Annotated in this window: 15 protein-coding genes; 12 read left to right on the top strand and 3 right to left on the bottom strand. The window is 39.1% G+C overall.

Going from position 1 to position 16698, the window contains the following annotated elements:
* The first annotated feature begins 7 nt into the window (after positions 1–7).
* Genes MHB40_RS19955 through MHB40_RS19940 form a run of 4 tightly spaced genes read left to right on the top strand, consistent with a single transcriptional unit; the run spans position 8 to position 4537 of the window.
* A complete protein-coding gene (locus MHB40_RS19955) occupies positions 8–1138 on the top strand; it encodes a glycosyltransferase family 4 protein (RefSeq protein WP_342533259.1) in 1131 nt (376 codons plus the stop codon).
* Position 1139: 1 nt separating this feature from the next.
* Positions 1140–2813: a GNAT family N-acetyltransferase gene (locus MHB40_RS19950; protein ID WP_342533258.1), complete on the top strand. Its 1674-nt coding sequence runs from the start codon at positions 1140–1142 to the stop codon at positions 2811–2813.
* On the top strand, positions 2794–3540 hold the full coding sequence (locus MHB40_RS19945) for a hypothetical protein (RefSeq protein WP_342533257.1): 747 nt from the start codon (positions 2794–2796) through the stop codon (positions 3538–3540). Before MHB40_RS19950 ends, MHB40_RS19945 begins: the two co-directional genes overlap by 20 nt.
* Before the next feature lie 4 nt (positions 3541–3544).
* Complete coding sequence (locus MHB40_RS19940; RefSeq protein ID WP_342533256.1) at positions 3545–4537, top strand: polysaccharide deacetylase family protein; 993 nt, start codon at positions 3545–3547, stop codon at positions 4535–4537.
* A 224-nt stretch (positions 4538–4761) separates the two neighbouring features.
* Here the strand turns inward: MHB40_RS19940 and MHB40_RS19935 are convergent, their stop codons facing one another.
* Positions 4762–5499 carry a hypothetical protein gene (locus MHB40_RS19935; protein WP_342533255.1) on the bottom strand — a complete coding sequence of 246 codons (738 nt, stop codon included), beginning with the start codon at positions 5497–5499 and terminating at the stop codon, positions 4762–4764.
* Positions 5500–5790: 291 nt separating this feature from the next.
* Here MHB40_RS19935 and MHB40_RS19930 point away from each other — a divergent pair, with 291 nt between their 5' ends.
* From MHB40_RS19930 to MHB40_RS19915, 4 genes are all read left to right on the top strand, one after another.
* Positions 5791–6777, top strand: a complete 987-nt coding sequence (locus MHB40_RS19930; protein ID WP_342441433.1) for an agmatinase family protein — start codon at positions 5791–5793, stop codon at positions 6775–6777.
* A gap of 115 nt (positions 6778–6892) precedes the next feature.
* Positions 6893–7780, top strand: a complete 888-nt coding sequence (locus MHB40_RS19925) for a 5'-3' exonuclease (protein WP_342533254.1) — start codon at positions 6893–6895, stop codon at positions 7778–7780.
* Positions 7781–7892: 112 nt separating this feature from the next.
* Positions 7893–8432: an RNA polymerase sigma factor gene (locus tag MHB40_RS19920; RefSeq protein ID WP_342533253.1), complete on the top strand. Its 540-nt coding sequence runs from the start codon at positions 7893–7895 to the stop codon at positions 8430–8432.
* A complete protein-coding gene (locus tag MHB40_RS19915; protein WP_342533252.1) occupies positions 8422–9303 on the top strand; it encodes a stage II sporulation protein P in 882 nt (293 codons plus the stop codon). Before MHB40_RS19920 ends, MHB40_RS19915 begins: the two co-directional genes overlap by 11 nt.
* Positions 9304–9314: 11 nt before the next feature.
* On the opposite strand, the gene MHB40_RS19910 is transcribed toward MHB40_RS19915, so the two are convergent.
* A complete protein-coding gene (locus tag MHB40_RS19910) occupies positions 9315–9827 on the bottom strand; it encodes a C39 family peptidase (protein WP_342533251.1) in 513 nt (170 codons plus the stop codon).
* A 56-nt stretch (positions 9828–9883) separates the two neighbouring features.
* Positions 9884–10228, bottom strand: coding sequence for a thioredoxin family protein (locus tag MHB40_RS19905; RefSeq protein ID WP_342533250.1), 345 nt, complete (start codon positions 10226–10228; stop codon positions 9884–9886).
* Between the two features lie 353 nt (positions 10229–10581).
* On the opposite strand from MHB40_RS19905, the gene MHB40_RS19900 reads away from it, so the two are divergent.
* The 4 genes from MHB40_RS19900 to MHB40_RS19885 all read left to right on the top strand — a co-directional run bounded on the left by MHB40_RS19900 (position 10582) and on the right by MHB40_RS19885 (position 16662).
* Positions 10582–12966, top strand: a complete 2385-nt coding sequence (locus tag MHB40_RS19900) for a 3-hydroxyacyl-CoA dehydrogenase/enoyl-CoA hydratase family protein (protein WP_342533249.1) — start codon at positions 10582–10584, stop codon at positions 12964–12966.
* Positions 12967–13015: 49 nt separating this feature from the next.
* A complete protein-coding gene (locus MHB40_RS19895) occupies positions 13016–14188 on the top strand; it encodes an acetyl-CoA C-acetyltransferase (RefSeq protein WP_205445302.1) in 1173 nt (390 codons plus the stop codon).
* Between the two features lie 126 nt (positions 14189–14314).
* The gene (locus MHB40_RS19890; RefSeq protein WP_342533248.1) at positions 14315–16099 is read left to right on the top strand and encodes an acyl-CoA dehydrogenase family protein; all 1785 of its coding nucleotides are present in this window, start codon (positions 14315–14317) and stop codon (positions 16097–16099) included.
* A 206-nt stretch (positions 16100–16305) separates the two neighbouring features.
* Complete coding sequence (locus tag MHB40_RS19885) at positions 16306–16662, top strand: arsenate reductase family protein (protein WP_342533247.1); 357 nt, start codon at positions 16306–16308, stop codon at positions 16660–16662.
* The last annotated feature ends 36 nt before the right edge of the window (positions 16663–16698 follow it).

The following is a 16698-nucleotide window of genomic DNA, read 5'->3' as shown; positions in this document are numbered from 1 at the left end:
ATAAGGAGTGGCCATACTGAAAATCGTTCAGCTTATTACACGAATGGATAAAGTTGGAGGTGCACAAAAACATGTGGAGGCACTTGCTATCCATTTAAAACAGGATGGGCATGATGTCACAGTAGTGACGGGCTCCTATCAACCATCACTATGGCACTTACAAGAGCATAAAATTCCTGTTATCAGTATACCTGCTCTTCAACGGGCTATTCATATAGCGAAAGATTTTCAAACATTTTGGCAATTAAGAGCCGTTTTCAAACGTCTACAACCAGACGTTATAGCCACCCATTCATCCAAGGCTGGTGTGATTGGTCGAGTAGTTGGTAGTTTATTACGAATTCCAACTATTTTTACGGCACACAGTTGGAGCTTTACAGAAGGTGTTCCTCAAAAGAAAAAGCTGTTCTATCATCGGATGGAAAAATCAATTCAGCCATTCACGACAAAAATTATTACGGTGTCTGAATATGATCGGGAACTAGCACTACTGAAGAAGGTTGCTCCTGCTCATAAATTGCTGACCATTCATAATGGCATTGAACCGATAGAGAGAAATGAAACAACTGAAAAGATATGCATGGAGCAGCCAGTCATTGTCATGGTTGCTCGTTTTGAAGTGCCTAAAAGACAGGATATTTTACTAAAGACTTTAGCGGAACTGACGGATATCCCTTGGCACCTTCAATTGATTGGGGATGGTTCCCTGAGACCGGCTCTAGAAAATATCGTTGAACAGCATGGCTTAACAAATCGTGTAACATTTTTAGGCAATCAATTAGACGTTCATTCTTATCTTGAGAAATGCCACTTGTTTGTTCTGTTATCAGATTGGGAAGGCTTGCCGATTTCGATTATTGAAGCGATGCGTGTAGGTCTTCCTATTATTGCAACCAATGTAGGTGGTGTGAAAGAGCTCATTGTTGATCATGACAATGGATTTTTAGTGGAGCGAGAGGATAACGCATTATTGAAGAAGAGACTGCATCAACTGTTAATGGATACCACTTTAAGAGAGCAAATGGGGACTGCAAGTGAACATCGTTATTTACAGTATTTCACCTTTATCCCCATGTATCAAAAAACATTAACGGTTTATCAACAGGCTGTTTCAGAACTAGTGAAGAAAGGGGATTAAATTGCAATTAATTCGCATTAGAACTGATGATGAGCTTATGTGGTACAAGGAAATTTGGGATGCCATTTTAGAAGAAGAGGACAATGATAATCCATTTATAGAATTTGCTTGGTTTTATAATTGGTGGCAAATTGTAGGACGGAAAGAGCGTGTAGAGCTTTATGCCATTGAACATGAGGGGACGATTATGGCTTTTTTCCCCTTTACAGTGTCAATTCGGTGGGGGATTAGAGTGTATGCTTTTGCAGGAGAAAACATCGCCAATTATACAGGGATTGTGACTAAAAAGGAATGGTTACAGCAAGTAACAACCTTTGTATTCGATGAGCTTATTAAAAAGCATCGGCATATTATTTTTTCCTTGCATGGTTTATTAGAAAGTAAACAGTCTACTAAAACCCTAGAGCAATACTTTGTAGAAAGACAATTACGTACAAGTATTTTCCGTATTGTGACACCTTATCTCGCTTTTTCAGAAATAGATTTTCAGCACCATTTCAATCAACGTCGCAAAATGCATGGCGTTGATCGACGGGAACGAAAACTAAGAAATTTAGGCTCCTTAGCAAGACGTGTGCCTTCACAAGACGAGCTTTGGCAAATGTTTCGGTTATTTGATCGGCGATGGGCAAAAAAGCTGGATACAAGTGGCTTTACAAAGGGGAAGAAAAGAGATTTTTTTGAGCGTTTAACGATGCTTAAAGGTGAGGCATTACAGGTAGAGGTCGATGCACTTGTCTTTGAAAACCAGTGGATTGCTTTCACCTATGGACTTTGCTGTCGAGGCCGCTATGTAACGTATGCACTTGCACATGAACCAACATTTAATTTATTTGGTGCTGGACGGATAGTCAATCAGGAAACCATTCAGCGAACGTTTGCTGCTAACTATCGCTTATTTGATATGAGCATAGGCTACGAGCCATATAAATTTGACTGGCGCTCGGACATTGATTTTACAAGACAGATGCTTGCTAGCAGCGGTACGAAACGTACAAATCTACTGGCAGGTTTTTTATCGTTAAAGCAACGACTCAAGGAATATGTGAAAGGGAACCAAAGAGTCGTAGAGTGGAAGCGTAACACACTAGGTCATTTACGTTATTTAGTAAAGTATGGAAAGGTAAAAGATTGGCTAGAATATGGACAACAATTCGTAGAAAAATTTATTCGTTTGAAACAAGTGGAGCTGTATGAATTATCCCCATCAGAGGACATATCACCACAGCAGCCTGTTGGAAACTTATTTGAAAAAATGTCGATTCAGGAAGCGATGCTGCTTGATCAGGAAGAAGTCATGGCTCTCTTTTATAAGGGCTATACGATCTATAAAGACTCCTTTGCGGAAACGAATAAGCCAGCGTTTGCATTGCATGCCACAAATTGGCGTGTAGATTCAATGCAAATTGTAGAAGCCTTACCAAAGCAAACCTATTTTTTAGCCTATGATGTTTTCAAGCAAATCGATATTATTACAGCTTTCTTCCGAAAAATAAATCCATCACAAACACTGTGGGTAACGGTAAGTTTTTGGCAATGGCGCAAGCGGAAGCGCTTAGTACAGCTAGGCTATAAACCTATTTCTCGAATGAAACATTATAAAATCGCTCGTTTTGAGCGACACCATGTAGAAAAATATACAGAGAGTGGGGGCGATGTACATTCTGTCCATTAAAAGTAAGCGATGGAATATCGCAATGCATCATTTTTATTTTCTCGAAAAGCCAGCCAATGTTCGAAAGTCCATGAAAGTTGTAGGCTATACGCATTCACTAGTACCTAGTCGGAAACTTGTGAAAAGAGAAACAATTCACATTGATTTGCAAGAACACGAGCTTTCATTGTATTTAGCGCTTTCTGAAGGAAATCGCAAAATCCTACGACGTGCCCAAAAGGAATTTTATCAAGTCATTTTATATAAAGAGCCATCCATAGAAAACTTGCGAGCCTTTCAGCAATTTTACAATCAATTTGCCAAAAGAAAAAAGATTGAAACAATCGGTAAGTCGCAAATGGAAATCATCCTGCTCCTCAATGAACAGGGCGCATTATTATTATCTGAGATCCAAAGTATTTGCGGACAAACACTGTGTTATCGACTAGATATTGTGCATGAAAAAAAAGCGATGTCCTTTTACGAGGCAACATGTCATGCATCCGCTATGCCTGCTCAATTAAAACGACCGATCCGTTATGCAAATCGTTTTTTAATTTGGCATAACCTGCTACACCTAAAGGAGCACGGTTTTGTTTTATATGATATGGGCGAGTTAACGGACAATCGAAATGTACGAGCCTTTAAATTGTGCTTTGGTGGCCAGATTGTTCATGTTTACTCAGGCTACATTATCCAATCAAAAATACGTGCACTATTACTAGGTGTGCAAAAATGGAGGAAGTAGCAACATGAATGGTGGGGGTCTCGTTATTTCATTAGATTTTGAGCTGAATTGGGGTGTCCATGATGTATTTCGTTATGGACAATACAATAAAAACCTATATGGTGTACGTAAAGCCTTGCCCAGGATACTAGCACTATTTGACCAATATGACATCCATGCAACTTGGGCAACCGTCGGATTATTGTTTGCTGAATCGAAGGCAGAAATGGCTCATTATTTACGAGGTGTCCCTGTGAAATATGAAAACATGCGCTTTGCAGCACATACACAGCTTGCAAAGGTGGGCGAAAATGAACAAGAGGACCTCCTGCATTTTGGTAAATCTTTAATTGAGGAAATTAAACGTACACCACATCAGGAAATAGGAAGTCATACATTTTCTCATTTTTATTGCTTGGAAAAGGGCCAAACAGAAGCTGCCTTTTGCGCAGATTTACACGCAACCAAAACAATCAGTGAAGGTTATACTACGCCTATGAAGTCCATTGTTTTTCCTCGTAATCAAGTAAACAAAGACTATTTAACAGCTTGTCTAGAAGCGGGCTATGTTTGCTATAGAGGTACAGAAAATCATGCATTATATGACGCTCAAAAGTTTACGAAAAAGGGAAGACTTTTAGGTGCAAAGAAGTGGCTAGATAGCTATTGGAATATAACTGGCCATCATATAGCCACACTGGAGGAAATGCAAGAGGAGCAACTGATTAATATTCGATCAAGTGCTTTTTTAAGGCCATATTGTAGTCCATTGCGTGCATTCGAAAGTTTAAAAATAAAGCGAATAAAGGAAGGCATGCTCAAGGCTGCACAGGCACAAGCTTTTTATCATTTATGGTGGCACCCTCATAATTTTGGTAAGCATATTGAAAAAAATTTGGCGATGCTAGAAGAACTATTACGTTATTTTGAAGAATTGCGTAGCCAGTATGATTTTCAAAGCTATTCCATGTATGAGGTAGCAGAACTTTGCGAAAACCTTTCGAAACAGCAGAAGTAGTCAATTCGAGAGGTTCTAATAAAGAGGCGAGATGTTGAAATGGTGGAGTTTCCTGCTTGATAAAGGGTGATTTCTGGTCAAAGAGCTGAGCTAAGTGCTCGTAAAAGAGTAGAAGCTGCTCATAAAGAGTTTCGAAGTGATCACAGAATGGTGGAAGCTGCTCATAAAGAGTGTTGAAGTGATCAAAGCAAGGTGGAAGCCGCTCATAAAGAGTGTTGAAGTGATCAAAGCAGGTTGGAGCTGCTCATAAAGAGTGTCGAAGTGATCACAGAAGGGTGGATCCCGCTCATAAAGAGTGTCAAAGTGATCAAAGCAAGGTGAACCCCGCTCAAAAAGGGTGTCGAAGTGATCACAGAAGGGTGGAAGCTGCTCATAAAGAGTGTCGAAGTGATCAAAGCAAGGTGAAACTCGCTCATAAAGGGTGTCGAAGTGATCAAAGCAGGTTGAACCTCGCTCATAAAGAGCGTCAAAGTGATCAAAGCAGGTTGAATGCCGCTCATAAAGGGTGTCAAAGTGATCAAAGCAAGGTGAATGCCGCTCAAAAAGGGAGTCAAAGTGATCAAAGCAGGTTGAACCCCGCTCATAAAAGGTGTCAAAGTGATCAAAGCAGGGTGAAACTCGCTCATAAAGAGTGTCAAGGTGATCAAAGCAGGTTGAACCCCGCTCATAAAAGGTGTCAAAGTGATCAAAGCAAGGTGAAACTCGCTCATAAAGAGTGTTGAAGTGATCACAGATGGATGGAAGCCGCTCATAAAGAGTGTCAAAGTGATCAAAGCAGGTTGAATGCCGCTCATAAAGAGTGTTGAAGTGATCAAAGTAGGTTGAACCCTGCTCATAAAAGGTGTCAAAGTGATCACAAAAGGGTGGATCCCGCTCATAAAGAGTGTTGAAGTGATCAAAGCAGGTTGGATCCCGCTCATAAAGAGTGTCAAAGTGATCAAAGCAAGGTGAAACTCGCTCATAAAGAGTGTCAAAGTGATCAAAGCAGGTTGAATCCCACTCCAAAAGTGGAGAAAAGCCACAATCTCCTAATAAAAGATATATGTAATTTCTGAGCAAACTGATTTCAAGTTTGCTTTTTTTGTTGGATCAAAAGAAAATTTCCAAGAAAAGAGGAAAAAAGAAAAACTTTGACGAAAATCATTGTACGAATGGTACTATTACTATAGAGGAAATATGTTAGGACATTTATAGGGGAGCAACAATTGATTTAGGTCAATTTAACTTGAATGAAAAGAAGGTGGTAGATGAATATGTTTATACAGTCAGAATGCCAATGGAAGCAGGAAAATGGATCAGCGATGCATCAGTGGATAAAGCAGCAGACAAATCCGAATCCAAATGAGGTGGATATTGTTGTATATGGCGCCCTTTTATCGTATGCCAATGGTGCGTCGTCAAAAGCACAATACCCAACAGCCTTTCGTAAGGCTTGGCCAGGTTTTCAATCGTATAATTTAGATGAGCAGGTGAATTTACGCGCTCTTTCGGTTGTGGATTTAGGGGACGTGGCAATTCTAGAACAAGATAGAATGCTTTCGGAGTCTGCCATCGAGGCTGCTGCGGAAAATTTAAGTATAGCTTTTCAAAGAAGCTTTACTTGTTTGATTGGTGGAGATCATACTATTACCGCGCACTCCATAAAAGGGATAAAAAACGCCTTCCCACAGGATCGCATTGGCATTATTCAGATTGATACGCATTTAGATGCAAGGAACCAAGAGGAGATTGGTTTAGCGCAAGATTCTCCAATTCATCAGTTAATTGCCGCAGGGGTTGTAGAGGGGAGACATGTCTATAATGTTGGTTTGCATGGATTTTTCAATTCACCAGAAATGATTCATTATGCTAAAGAACAAGGCATTCATATGATTACGTTAAAGCAGATGCGACGAGATGGTATTCAGCTCACAATACGTGAAATGCTGCGTCAGCTTATGTATGAAGTAGATCGCATTTATGTGTCAGTGGATTTAGATGCACTTGATATTGTATTTGCATGTGATGTTCCTGCAGCTTCACCTGGTGGTTTAACGGCTTATGAATTGTTTGATATCCTTAAGCTTATTGGTGAAAATGAGGGTGTTCGTCATATTGATTTTGTTTATGCTGATCCTAAAGAAGGCATACTGCGTCCAGAAACCGTTAAGATTGGTGTGACGGCATTTTTACAATGGTTAACTGGCATTCAACTAGATCATCGCAATCGTATCTCGAAAAAAGGGAAGGTTACGTTGTAGAGTAAGTGTATTTCCGAGTATTAACAATGCTGATTATTGAAAGTTTGCTATAATGTTTAAGTAGACAACACTAAATAGATACAAACTTTGTATTGTAATAGAGAGGAAATTATTCATGACAACAAAACCAAAATTATTGATTGTTGACGGTATGGCACTGTTATTCCGTTCTTTTTTCGCTTCGGCTGCCATGGGGCATTTTATTCGCTTGGCAGATGGAACACCAACGAATGGAGCCCAAGGATTTGTGCGACATGTTCTAACAGCACAATCAATCATGAAGCCTACACATATGGCTGTTTGCTGGGATATGGGAGCACATACATTCCGCAATGATTTATTTGATGGTTATAAAGCAAATCGCCCAGCCCCACCAGAGGAAATGCTGCCACAATTTGATATGGCGAAAAATTTATCACAGCAAATTGGCTGGCAGAATTTCGGAGTGAAGGGCATGGAGGCAGATGATTTAATTGGCTCCATGATTACGAAATGGCAGGACGAGGCAGACATTACGGTCATTAGTGGTGATAAGGATTTACTTCAGCTTTTAAGACCATCTACAGAAATTGCGTTTATGAAAAAGGGCTATACAGAATACGATATTTATACACATGCACGCTTTAAAGAAGAATATTGTATTGAACCTTCACAGTTTGCACAGGTGAAAGCCTTTATGGGTGATTCAAGTGATGGCTACCCAGGTGTGAAAGGTATTGGCCCTAAACAAGCGTTAACGCTTATTCAAACATATGGCTCGATTGACAAAATACTAGAGTCGCTTGGTGAATTAAAGCCAGGTCAACGAACAAAAATCCAAGATAATTTAGATATGTTGCAGCTATCACATGAGCTTGCAACGATTCAAACCAATGTACCAATTGACGCCGATTTTACGAGCCTTGTGTTACCAAACTATGAACCACATATTATTAAAGAAATAGAAGAACGTGGCTACACGCTAATTGCCAAGCACGCCCGATCTTTGTATACCCTTATTTAGCTGATCATCGCAGAGTATAGCAATATGCTCTGCTTTTTTTATTGAAATTTTTTGTAACCTTTTTTCACTTTCAAACGAATTATAAGTGACCATACATGGAGGAGGGGAAAGCTTGTTTGATTCGCCTAATTTAGAATCAAAAATAGTAGAAATTTATAATTTGCATTATTTGGATGTGTATCGGTTTTTGATTTATTTTATGGGTAATCAAAATGATGCAGAGGATTTAACACAAGAAGTATTTATTCGAGTTTTGAAAAGCTTACCGAAATTTAATAGTAACTATCCTTTAAAGACTTGGATTTTATCAATAGCAAAACATGTAGCAATCGATCATTATCGAAAAAGGAGGTTTACGGCCCTGTTTAAAGAGGGATTTTTTAAACAGTTATCATCGAGTGACAAGAAACCTGATGAAGAATTTGAAATAACAGAAACGAAAAGATTAATTCATGAGGCTATTGCAACATTAAAGCCTGATTTCCGAGCAGTTGTCATCCTCCGAGGTATCAATGAATTTTCAGTAAGTGAAACAGCAGCCGTTTTACAATGTAGTATGGCGAAAGTCAAAGTGGATTACCATCGAGCCTTGAAAATTCTGAAAAAGAAACTGAATATTGAAATAGAGGGGGCTTTGACAAATGCGAAGTGAGCAGGAATTAATGGATGAGCTAAAAGAAATGTACCCTCAGTATCCATCAAAAGAGTTCAAAAGCTCAACAGAAAAGTTGCTTCGAATGAAAGCGAGGGACCTAGAGAAAAAAAGAAAAATTATCAGATTTACGACAATTATTTCAAGCGGAGTTTTCGTATCTATTTTCATTTTTTGTTTGCTAATTCTTGAAAGAGAAGGGATCAACCATACATTTGGACAATCTGCACAAACGTTATCAAAGCCTTTAGTTTACATTTATCATACACATAATCGAGAATCTTATTTCCCTGAGCTTGACGCACAAAAGGAAAAGGTGACGGCAGTGAGTGAGACGAAAAATGTTACGCTTGTTGGGAAAAGATTAAGTAAAGCATTAAATGATATGCAAATTAATGCCATTCATGATAATACAGATATCTTTGGCGTCTTAGAAAAATATAATAAGCATTACCCAGAAGCCTATACATTTTCCGGTTACTATTTAAAAAAAGCGTTAGAAGAGAATGAAAGTATTCAGATGGTGTTTGACATTCACCGAGATTCCAGTAGTAGAAGTGATTCAACGATCGAAATAAATGGCAAATCATATGCGAAAATTCAATTTATTGTTTCGGAAATCAGTATCAATTATGAGCAGAATAAGCAATTTGCTGTACAGCTTCATGAACAATTAGAGCAGCGATATCCGGGTCTATCGAGAGGAGTTATCGAAAAGGGAGAGAGGACCGCCAATACCTATAATCAAGATATACATGAAAATTCTTTGTTGTTAAATATTGGTGGTGTAGAAAATAGTCTAGAGGAAACCTATCGAACTGCTGATATTCTTGCAGAGGTGATTAATGACACATTAAAAAAGAGCAAATAATTAGCTAATGGTTATTTGCTCTCGTGAGGTGCCAATTTAACAAAGGATAATACCTTCTCGTTGTCCTTATAGAGAGCCTGACGAATTTGGCTATCACGATGTGGCCCCCCATTATCATGGAATATTAACCATAGCTCATCATTTTTTATCTCATAGCCAATAAGTGGTACCCAATGATAGGAAAAGGTTGATTTCTTATCTCGCCACTGGAGGCTAAAATAGCGGTCAAAACGCATAGCAACTGGGCGACCTGCATCAATTTCCTGTAGAGCTTCCTTTAATGAACAAGTTCGAATATCCCAGGTTGGTAGCAGTCGACGAAGGTTACGAATCATTCTCCATTTAAATAAGCCAATTTTTGTGCCACCAAGCAGTTTATACAGCTCATTAATGGAAGGCGTTGACTCGTTTAAAAAGTTTAAGATGACGTGAATCGTAGTAGGTCCACAGGCAGAATTGCGATAGCTTGGTGCAATGGAAACCTCATATTGTGAGGTTCCTCGTAGTGGCAAATGTTGACGCATAATAGGCTCCTTTCAAAAAGAGCTGCATTTCACGAAGAAATGCAGCTCTCTATTCATTATTGCTGAGCAGATAAAAATTCTGTTACTTGCTGTGGTGTTTTGGCATTTGCACTATGTAAGTGTGCAAGTTTTTCACCGTTTTGGAAAATCAATAAGCTTGGAATTCCCATAACATCGTACTTATCAGCGATTTCTGGAAGCTCGTCACGGTTTAGCTCATACCAGTTATATTGGTTGTACTCTTCAATGATTGGATCGATGAACATATTCATACGTGTGCAATCTGGGCACCAGCCAGCATAAAATTTTACTAAAACCTTTTGGTCGCCAGCGATTAGTTCATTAAATTGTTCTGCAGTAGTAATAGTTTTCATTAAGTATTCACTCTCCTTGCTTTCCATTCTACACATTTTTCTTGCAATCTGAAAGTTTTCTGTTTGGCCGTTTCGATCGCTACTTCTTGTCCGCTTTTAGCTCGCTAAAAACAAAAAAAAATGTATATTGCAAAAATAATTCTTGAAAAAAGATTGCTAAATTAGACAAAATAATCTACACTAAAAACAGAAAAGTAGTTTTATCTTCATTCACTGTGAAGTGTTGTTTTGGAACGAAGATAAACCTTAGTCGTGCTTGGTTGAGTGGAGAGAATCTCATTCAACAAAAGGACAAAAAATTCACTAAGGTACACTTGATATTTTTTTGGCCAAAAAATGAATGGCTATTCATTCAATGGGAGAATAAGGGGGAATTGCTTGTGACTTACAACATTAAAAAAGCAGCTGTTCTAGGTTCTGGGGTGATGGGCTCTGGAATTGCAGCACATTTAGCAAATATCGGTATACCAACATTACTATTGGATATTGCACCAAAGGAACTGACGCAAGAGGAAGAGGCAAAGGGTCTTTCTTTAGCGCATCCAGCTGTAAGAAATCGTATTGTAAATGGAGCTTTGCAAAAGTTATTAAAGCAAAAGCCAGCACCACTTACTTCTAAGAAAAATTTATCACTACTAACGGTTGGCAACTTTGAAGACGATCTAGGAAAACTAAAAGATGTAGATTGGATTATTGAAGTTGTTGTAGAAAATTTACCAATTAAACAAAGTCTTTACGAAAAAATTGATGCTGTTCGTACACCAGGAACAATCATTAGTTCAAATACATCTGGTATTAGCATTAATGCGATGGCAGAGGGACGTTCAGATGATTTCCAAAAGCATTTTCTGGGCACACACTTTTTCAACCCACCTCGCTATTTAAAATTATTAGAAGTGATTCCTGCCAATACAACTGCACCTGAAGTAGTTAGCTTCATGAAAACGTTTGGGGAAGATGTGCTTGGTAAAGGTGTTGTACTTGCAAAGGATACACCAAACTTTATTGCCAACCGCATCGGAACATATGGTTTACTTATCACCTTACAGGAGATGTTAAAAGGTGGTTACTCTGTTGGTGAAGTAGATTCTGTAACAGGTCCGCTTATTGGTCGTCCAAAATCTGCAACTTTCCGTACGCTAGATGTAGTGGGGTTAGATACATTCATTCATGTAGCGAAAAATGTTTACGATCAAACAACAGGTGAGGAGCAGCAAGTATTTGCAGTACCTGAATTTTTACAAAAAATGGTCACAAACGGTTGGCTAGGTGCTAAATCGGGTCAAGGTTTCTTCTTAAAGCAAGGAAAAGAGATACATGAAATCGATCCAACAACCTTAACGTATAGTCCAGCGAAAAAATTAAAAACACCTTCTATTGAAATGGCGAAACAAACTCGTGGATTGGCCAATAAAGTTAAGGCATTAACCTATGCGAAGGATCGTACAGGTGAGCTATTATGGGGAATTTTTGCACCTACATTACTTTATTCTGCACAGTTACATGGTGAGATTGCAGATGATATCGTAGCCATCGATAATGCGATGAAATGGGGCTTCGGCTGGCAACAAGGACCGTTTGAAATTTGGGATGCTATAGGCGTAAAAGATTCCGTAGCAAGAATGGAGGCTGAAGGTCGAGAGGTACCTGCATTTATCAAAGAGATGTTAGCAAATGGCTTTGAGACATTCTATACAGAATTAGATGGCGACTTAGCTTATTATAATGGTTCACAATATGTCAAAGTACCAGTCAATGAAAAAGAGATTAATTTAAAACGTTATAAGAAAAAGCATGGTGTGATTAAATCAAACACAGGTGCTAGTTTAATAGATTTAGGGGATGGAATTGCATTACTTGAGTTCCATTCACAATCCAATGCAATCGGTCTAGATATTATTCAAATGATTAACTTTGCGGTAGATGAGGTAGAGGCTAACTATAAGGGCTTAGTCATCGGTAATCAGGGGAAAAACTTCTGTGTTGGCGCAAATCTAGGAATGATTTTAGTAGAAGCACAGGATGATAATATTTTTGAACTAGATTTCGTAATTAAGGCATTCCAAGATGCTATGCAAAAAATTAAATATTCACGTAAGCCTGTTGTAGCAGCACCGTTTGCCATGACATTAGGTGGAGGGGCAGAGGTTTGCTTACCGGCTGCACATATTCAAGCAACGATGGAAACATATATGGGCTTAGTGGAAGTTGGGGTTGGGTTAATTCCAGGCGGCGGCGGAAATAAAGCGCTCTATCAAAAATTCCTAAAGGGCTTACCAAATGGCGTAGAGGTAGACTATCAACATATTGCTAATAAAGTATTTGAAACAATTGCGATGGCGAAGGTTTCAACATCTGGTGAGGAAGCACGTGAAAATAATTTCCTAAACTTTGCGGATGGTATTTCAGTTAATCCAGATCATCAATTATATGATGCGAAGCAGGCGGCATTAGCGCTTTACGAAGCAGGCTATCAACCACCTGTACCAACAAAAGTGCCAGTGGTCGGTGCATCAGGCTATGGAACATTACTCATCGGTGCGCAAGGGATGTTTGAGTCAGGCTTTATTAGCGAACATGATTTAAAAATTGCTAAAAAATTAGCCTATGTTATTGCAGGTGGTAAGGTTCCGTATGGCACTTTAGTCGATGAACAATATTTATTGAACTTAGAGCGTGAGGCATTCCTTAGCCTTGTTGCTAATCCGCTTTCACAGCAAAGAATGCAACACATGCTGTTAAAAGGTAAACCACTTCGTAACTAATTGACGAAATAGATCAATCTTGCACATGAAACAAAGGGGGATTAATACGATGCGTGAAGCCGTTATTGTAGCAGGAGCACGAACTCCAATTGGAAAAGCAAAAAAAGGTTCTTTAGCAACAGTAAGACCAGATGATTTTGGTGCTGTCGTAGTCAAAGAAACATTGAAAAGAGCAGGCTATGAAGGGCCGATTGATGATTTAATTTTAGGCTGTGCGATGCCAGAAGCAGAGCAAGGGATGAATGTGGCACGTAGTATTGGTGCACTTGCTGGATTACCAGATACAACGCCTGCCCTGACGATTAATAGATTTTGTTCATCAGGTTTACAGGCGATTGCCTATGCAGCAGAGCGAATCATGCTAGGACACTCAAAGGCCATTCTTGCTGGTGGTGTAGAATCCATGAGTATGGTGCCGATGGTGGGGAATACACCACGTTTAAATCCGACTTTAGCGGAAACGGCTCCACAATACTATATGGGCATGGGGCATACAGCTGAGGAAGTAGCTCGTCAATACAATGTTAGTCGTGAAGATCAAGATGCTTTTGCTGTTCGCTCACACGCGCTTGCTGAAAAGGCGATTAAAGAAGGTAAATTCAATGATGAAATTGTACCAATCGAAGTGGAACAGCATTACGTAGACGATAACAATAAACCACAAGTAAAAAAATTCACATTTAGTATGGATGAAGGTGTACGTCCAGGTACATCAGTTGAAGGTTTAGCAAAACTGCGTCCAGCTTTCCATGTAAAAGGCAGTGTAACAGCTGGTAATGCCTCCCAAACTTCTGATGGTGCAGCAGCCGTACTAGTAATGGATCGTGAAGAAGCTGACAAGCAGGGACTGACACCAATGGCAAAATTCCTAGGCTTTGCAGTTGGTGGTGTACCTCCTGAAGTAATGGGCATCGGCCCTATCGTGGCAGTGCCAAAAGCATTGGAAATTGCAGGTTTATCCATCGATGATATTGATTTATGGGAAATCAATGAAGCATTTGCTTCACAGTCACTAGAGGTTGTACGTCATTTAGGCATCGACCAAGATAAAGTCAATGTCAATGGTGGAGCGATTGCATTAGGTCATCCACTAGGCGCAACGGGAGCTATTTTAACATTAAAGCTGATTCATGAATTAAAGCGTCAAGGTAAAAAATATGGCGTCGTGACAATGTGTATTGGTGGCGGTATGGGCGCTGCTGGCGTATTTGAAATTTTATAATTTTAGCTAGATCAGCTTGAGGTGTACTGTTTACGGTTGCCTCCGAACATTGTATACATCAAGCTTTTCTATACATGATCATTAGGGGAATCAACTAACAAAACGATATATTGGGAGGAATTTATCATGACTGAAAAAACAACTGATTTCATTAAAGGCGGCGGATTTCTTATTGAAGATGTGGAATTAGATCGTGTATTTACACCGGAAGATTTCACTGACGAGCATAAAATGATTGCTAAAACAACAGAGGAATATGTGGCAAATGAAGTCTTACCAGTAGTTGAAAATTTAGAGCACCATGAATTTGAGCATTCAGTGCGTCTCCTAAAAAGTGCAGGCGAATTAGGCTTACTTGGAGCAGATGTACCTGAAGAATACGAAGGGCTTGGATTAGACAAAGTTTCTTCAGCTTTAATCGCTGAAAAAATGTCTGTTGCAGGTGGTTTCTCTATCACACATGGTGCCCATGTTGGTATTGGGTCATTACCAATTGTTCTATTCGGTAATGATGATCAAAAGAAAAAATATTTACCTAAGCTTGCTTCAGGTGAATTAATCGCTGCTTATGCATTAACAGAGCCAGGCTCAGGTTCTGATGCTTTAGGTGCAAAAACGACTGCGAAATTAAATGAAGCTGGCACACATTATATTTTAAATGGTGAAAAGCAATGGATTACGAATGCAGGCTTTGCTGATGTATTTGTTGTTTACGCAAAAATTGATGGCGATAAATTTTCTGCATTTATCGTAGAACGAGCATACACTGGTGTTTCAGTAGGCCCAGAAGAGAAGAAAATGGGGATTAAATCATCATCTACTCGTACATTAGTATTAGAAGATGCGGAAGTACCTGTAGAAAATCTATTAGGTGAAATTGGTCGTGGTCATGTCATTGCGTTCAATATTTTAAACATTGGTCGTTATAAACTTGGCGTGGGCACAATTGGTGGATCTAAACGTGCATTGGAGTTAGCTATTCAGTATACAAACCAACGTCAGCAATTTAAAACAAAGCTTTCTGATTTCAATCTGACAAAAGAGAAATTATCAACAATGGCTTCTCAATTGTATGCTTCAGAATCATTAAACTATCGTACTGTTGGTCTATTTGAAGATCGCTTAAGCCAATTAAGCCTAGAAGAGCAAAAGCAAGGAAAAGTGATTGCAGGTGCAATTGCTGAATATGCTATTGAATGCTCGATTGCCAAAGTATTCGGTTCAGAAACATTAGACTATATTGCAGATGAAGCAGTACAACTTCATGGCGGTTATGGCTTTATGGCTGAGTATGAGGTAGAGCGTATTTACCGTGATTCTCGTATTAATCGAATTTTTGAAGGCACAAACGAAATTAACCGCATGATAGTACCTGGTACATTTATGAAAAAGGCACTAAAAGGTGAGCTTCCTCTATTACAAGTTGCTCAAAGTTTACAGCAAGAGCTGCTCATGCTAATGCCAGAAGATATCGGTACAGAGCCGCTAGCGCAAGAAAAATATTTAGTGAAAAATGCGAAGAAGATTGCGGTATTAGCTGCAGGCTTAGCAGCACAACGCTTTGGCGCAAAACTTGATCAAGAGCAAGAAGTATTGGTGAACATTGCCAATATCGCTAACCAATTATTTGCGATGGAATCAGCTGTCTTACGTACAGAAAAGGCAATTGCTCGTGACGGCGCTGAAAAAGCTCATCAAAAATTGCTATACACACAAATCTTCTGCCAAGAAGCATTCGCAGAAATCGAAAAAGAAGCAAAAGATACAATTCTTGCTTCAGCAGATGGCGATGCAGCCCGTATGACATTATCTGCACTGCGTAAGCTAACGCGCAATAATCCATACAATTTAATTGCGAAGAAGCGTGAGGCTTCAGTTAAACTAATTGATGCTGAAAAATATATTGTTTAATAGCGCACACCTAGCCTAGCTATCTGCAAAAGATAGCTAGGTTTTTTATATGCGATGGATAGAAGTGCAAAATTGGTGGATAGAATCGTAAAAGAGACGGATAAAAATGTGAAACTGATGGATAAACTTACAAAAAAGAGTGAAGTTCACCATTGAAAACAACGATGATGGTATACTACAGAAAAAGACAGAAGAGGAGCATTGTAATGACGATTCAATTTTTCCATTATCCGAAATGTACAACATGTAAAAAGGCACAGAAGTGGTTAAATGAGCATGAGGTTTCCTATGAAGAGGTACATATCGCAGAGCAACCGCCAACTAAGGAAGAATTAACAGCTATTTGGCAAGCTAGTGGACAGCCTTTGAAGAAGTTTTTTAATACTTCTGGTATGAAATATCGTGAGCTTGGCTTAAAAGACAAGTTAGGGGAAATGACTGAGGATGAACAGCTTGAGCTACTTGCTTCCGACGGTATGTTAATTAAACGTCCCATCGTCACAGATGGAAAAAAAGTTACTTTAGGTTTTAAAGAAGCAGATTTTGAGCAAGCTTGGAAATAACGTATTTAACCTTGTATTTATAGGAGAAGTATGGCA

The organism is Lysinibacillus sp. FSL K6-0057 (assembly GCF_038630885.1).
Classification (GTDB): Bacteria; Bacillota; Bacilli; order Bacillales_A; family Planococcaceae; genus Lysinibacillus; species Lysinibacillus fusiformis_F.
The sequence above is the reverse complement of the archived record's forward strand: the minus strand, read 5'-3'. Positions and strand labels throughout refer to the sequence as shown.

Bases quoted from the DNA above. Each gene is read 5' to 3' on its own strand.
- MHB40_RS19885 (WP_342533247.1), top strand. From the start codon at position 16,306: ATGACGATTCAATTTTTCCATTATCCGAAATGTACAACATGTAAAAAG.
- MHB40_RS19925 (WP_342533254.1), top strand. From the start codon at position 6,893: ATGACAACAAAACCAAAATTATTGATTGTTGACGGTATGGCACTGTTA.
- MHB40_RS19905 (WP_342533250.1), bottom strand. From the start codon at position 10,228: ATGGAAAGCAAGGAGAGTGAATACTTAATGAAAACTATTACTACTGCA.
- MHB40_RS19930 (WP_342441433.1), top strand. From the start codon at position 5,791: ATGTTTATACAGTCAGAATGCCAATGGAAGCAGGAAAATGGATCAGCG.
- MHB40_RS19895 (WP_205445302.1), top strand. From the start codon at position 13,016: ATGCGTGAAGCCGTTATTGTAGCAGGAGCACGAACTCCAATTGGAAAA.
- MHB40_RS19910 (WP_342533251.1), bottom strand. From the start codon at position 9,827: ATGCGTCAACATTTGCCACTACGAGGAACCTCACAATATGAGGTTTCC.
- MHB40_RS19945 (WP_342533257.1), top strand. From the start codon at position 2,794: ATGTACATTCTGTCCATTAAAAGTAAGCGATGGAATATCGCAATGCAT.
- MHB40_RS19935 (WP_342533255.1), bottom strand. From the start codon at position 5,499: ATGAGCGAGTTTCACCTTGCTTTGATCACTTTGACACTCTTTATGAGC.
- MHB40_RS19940 (WP_342533256.1), top strand. From the start codon at position 3,545: ATGAATGGTGGGGGTCTCGTTATTTCATTAGATTTTGAGCTGAATTGG.
- MHB40_RS19915 (WP_342533252.1), top strand. From the start codon at position 8,422: ATGCGAAGTGAGCAGGAATTAATGGATGAGCTAAAAGAAATGTACCCT.
- MHB40_RS19890 (WP_342533248.1), top strand. From the start codon at position 14,315: ATGACTGAAAAAACAACTGATTTCATTAAAGGCGGCGGATTTCTTATT.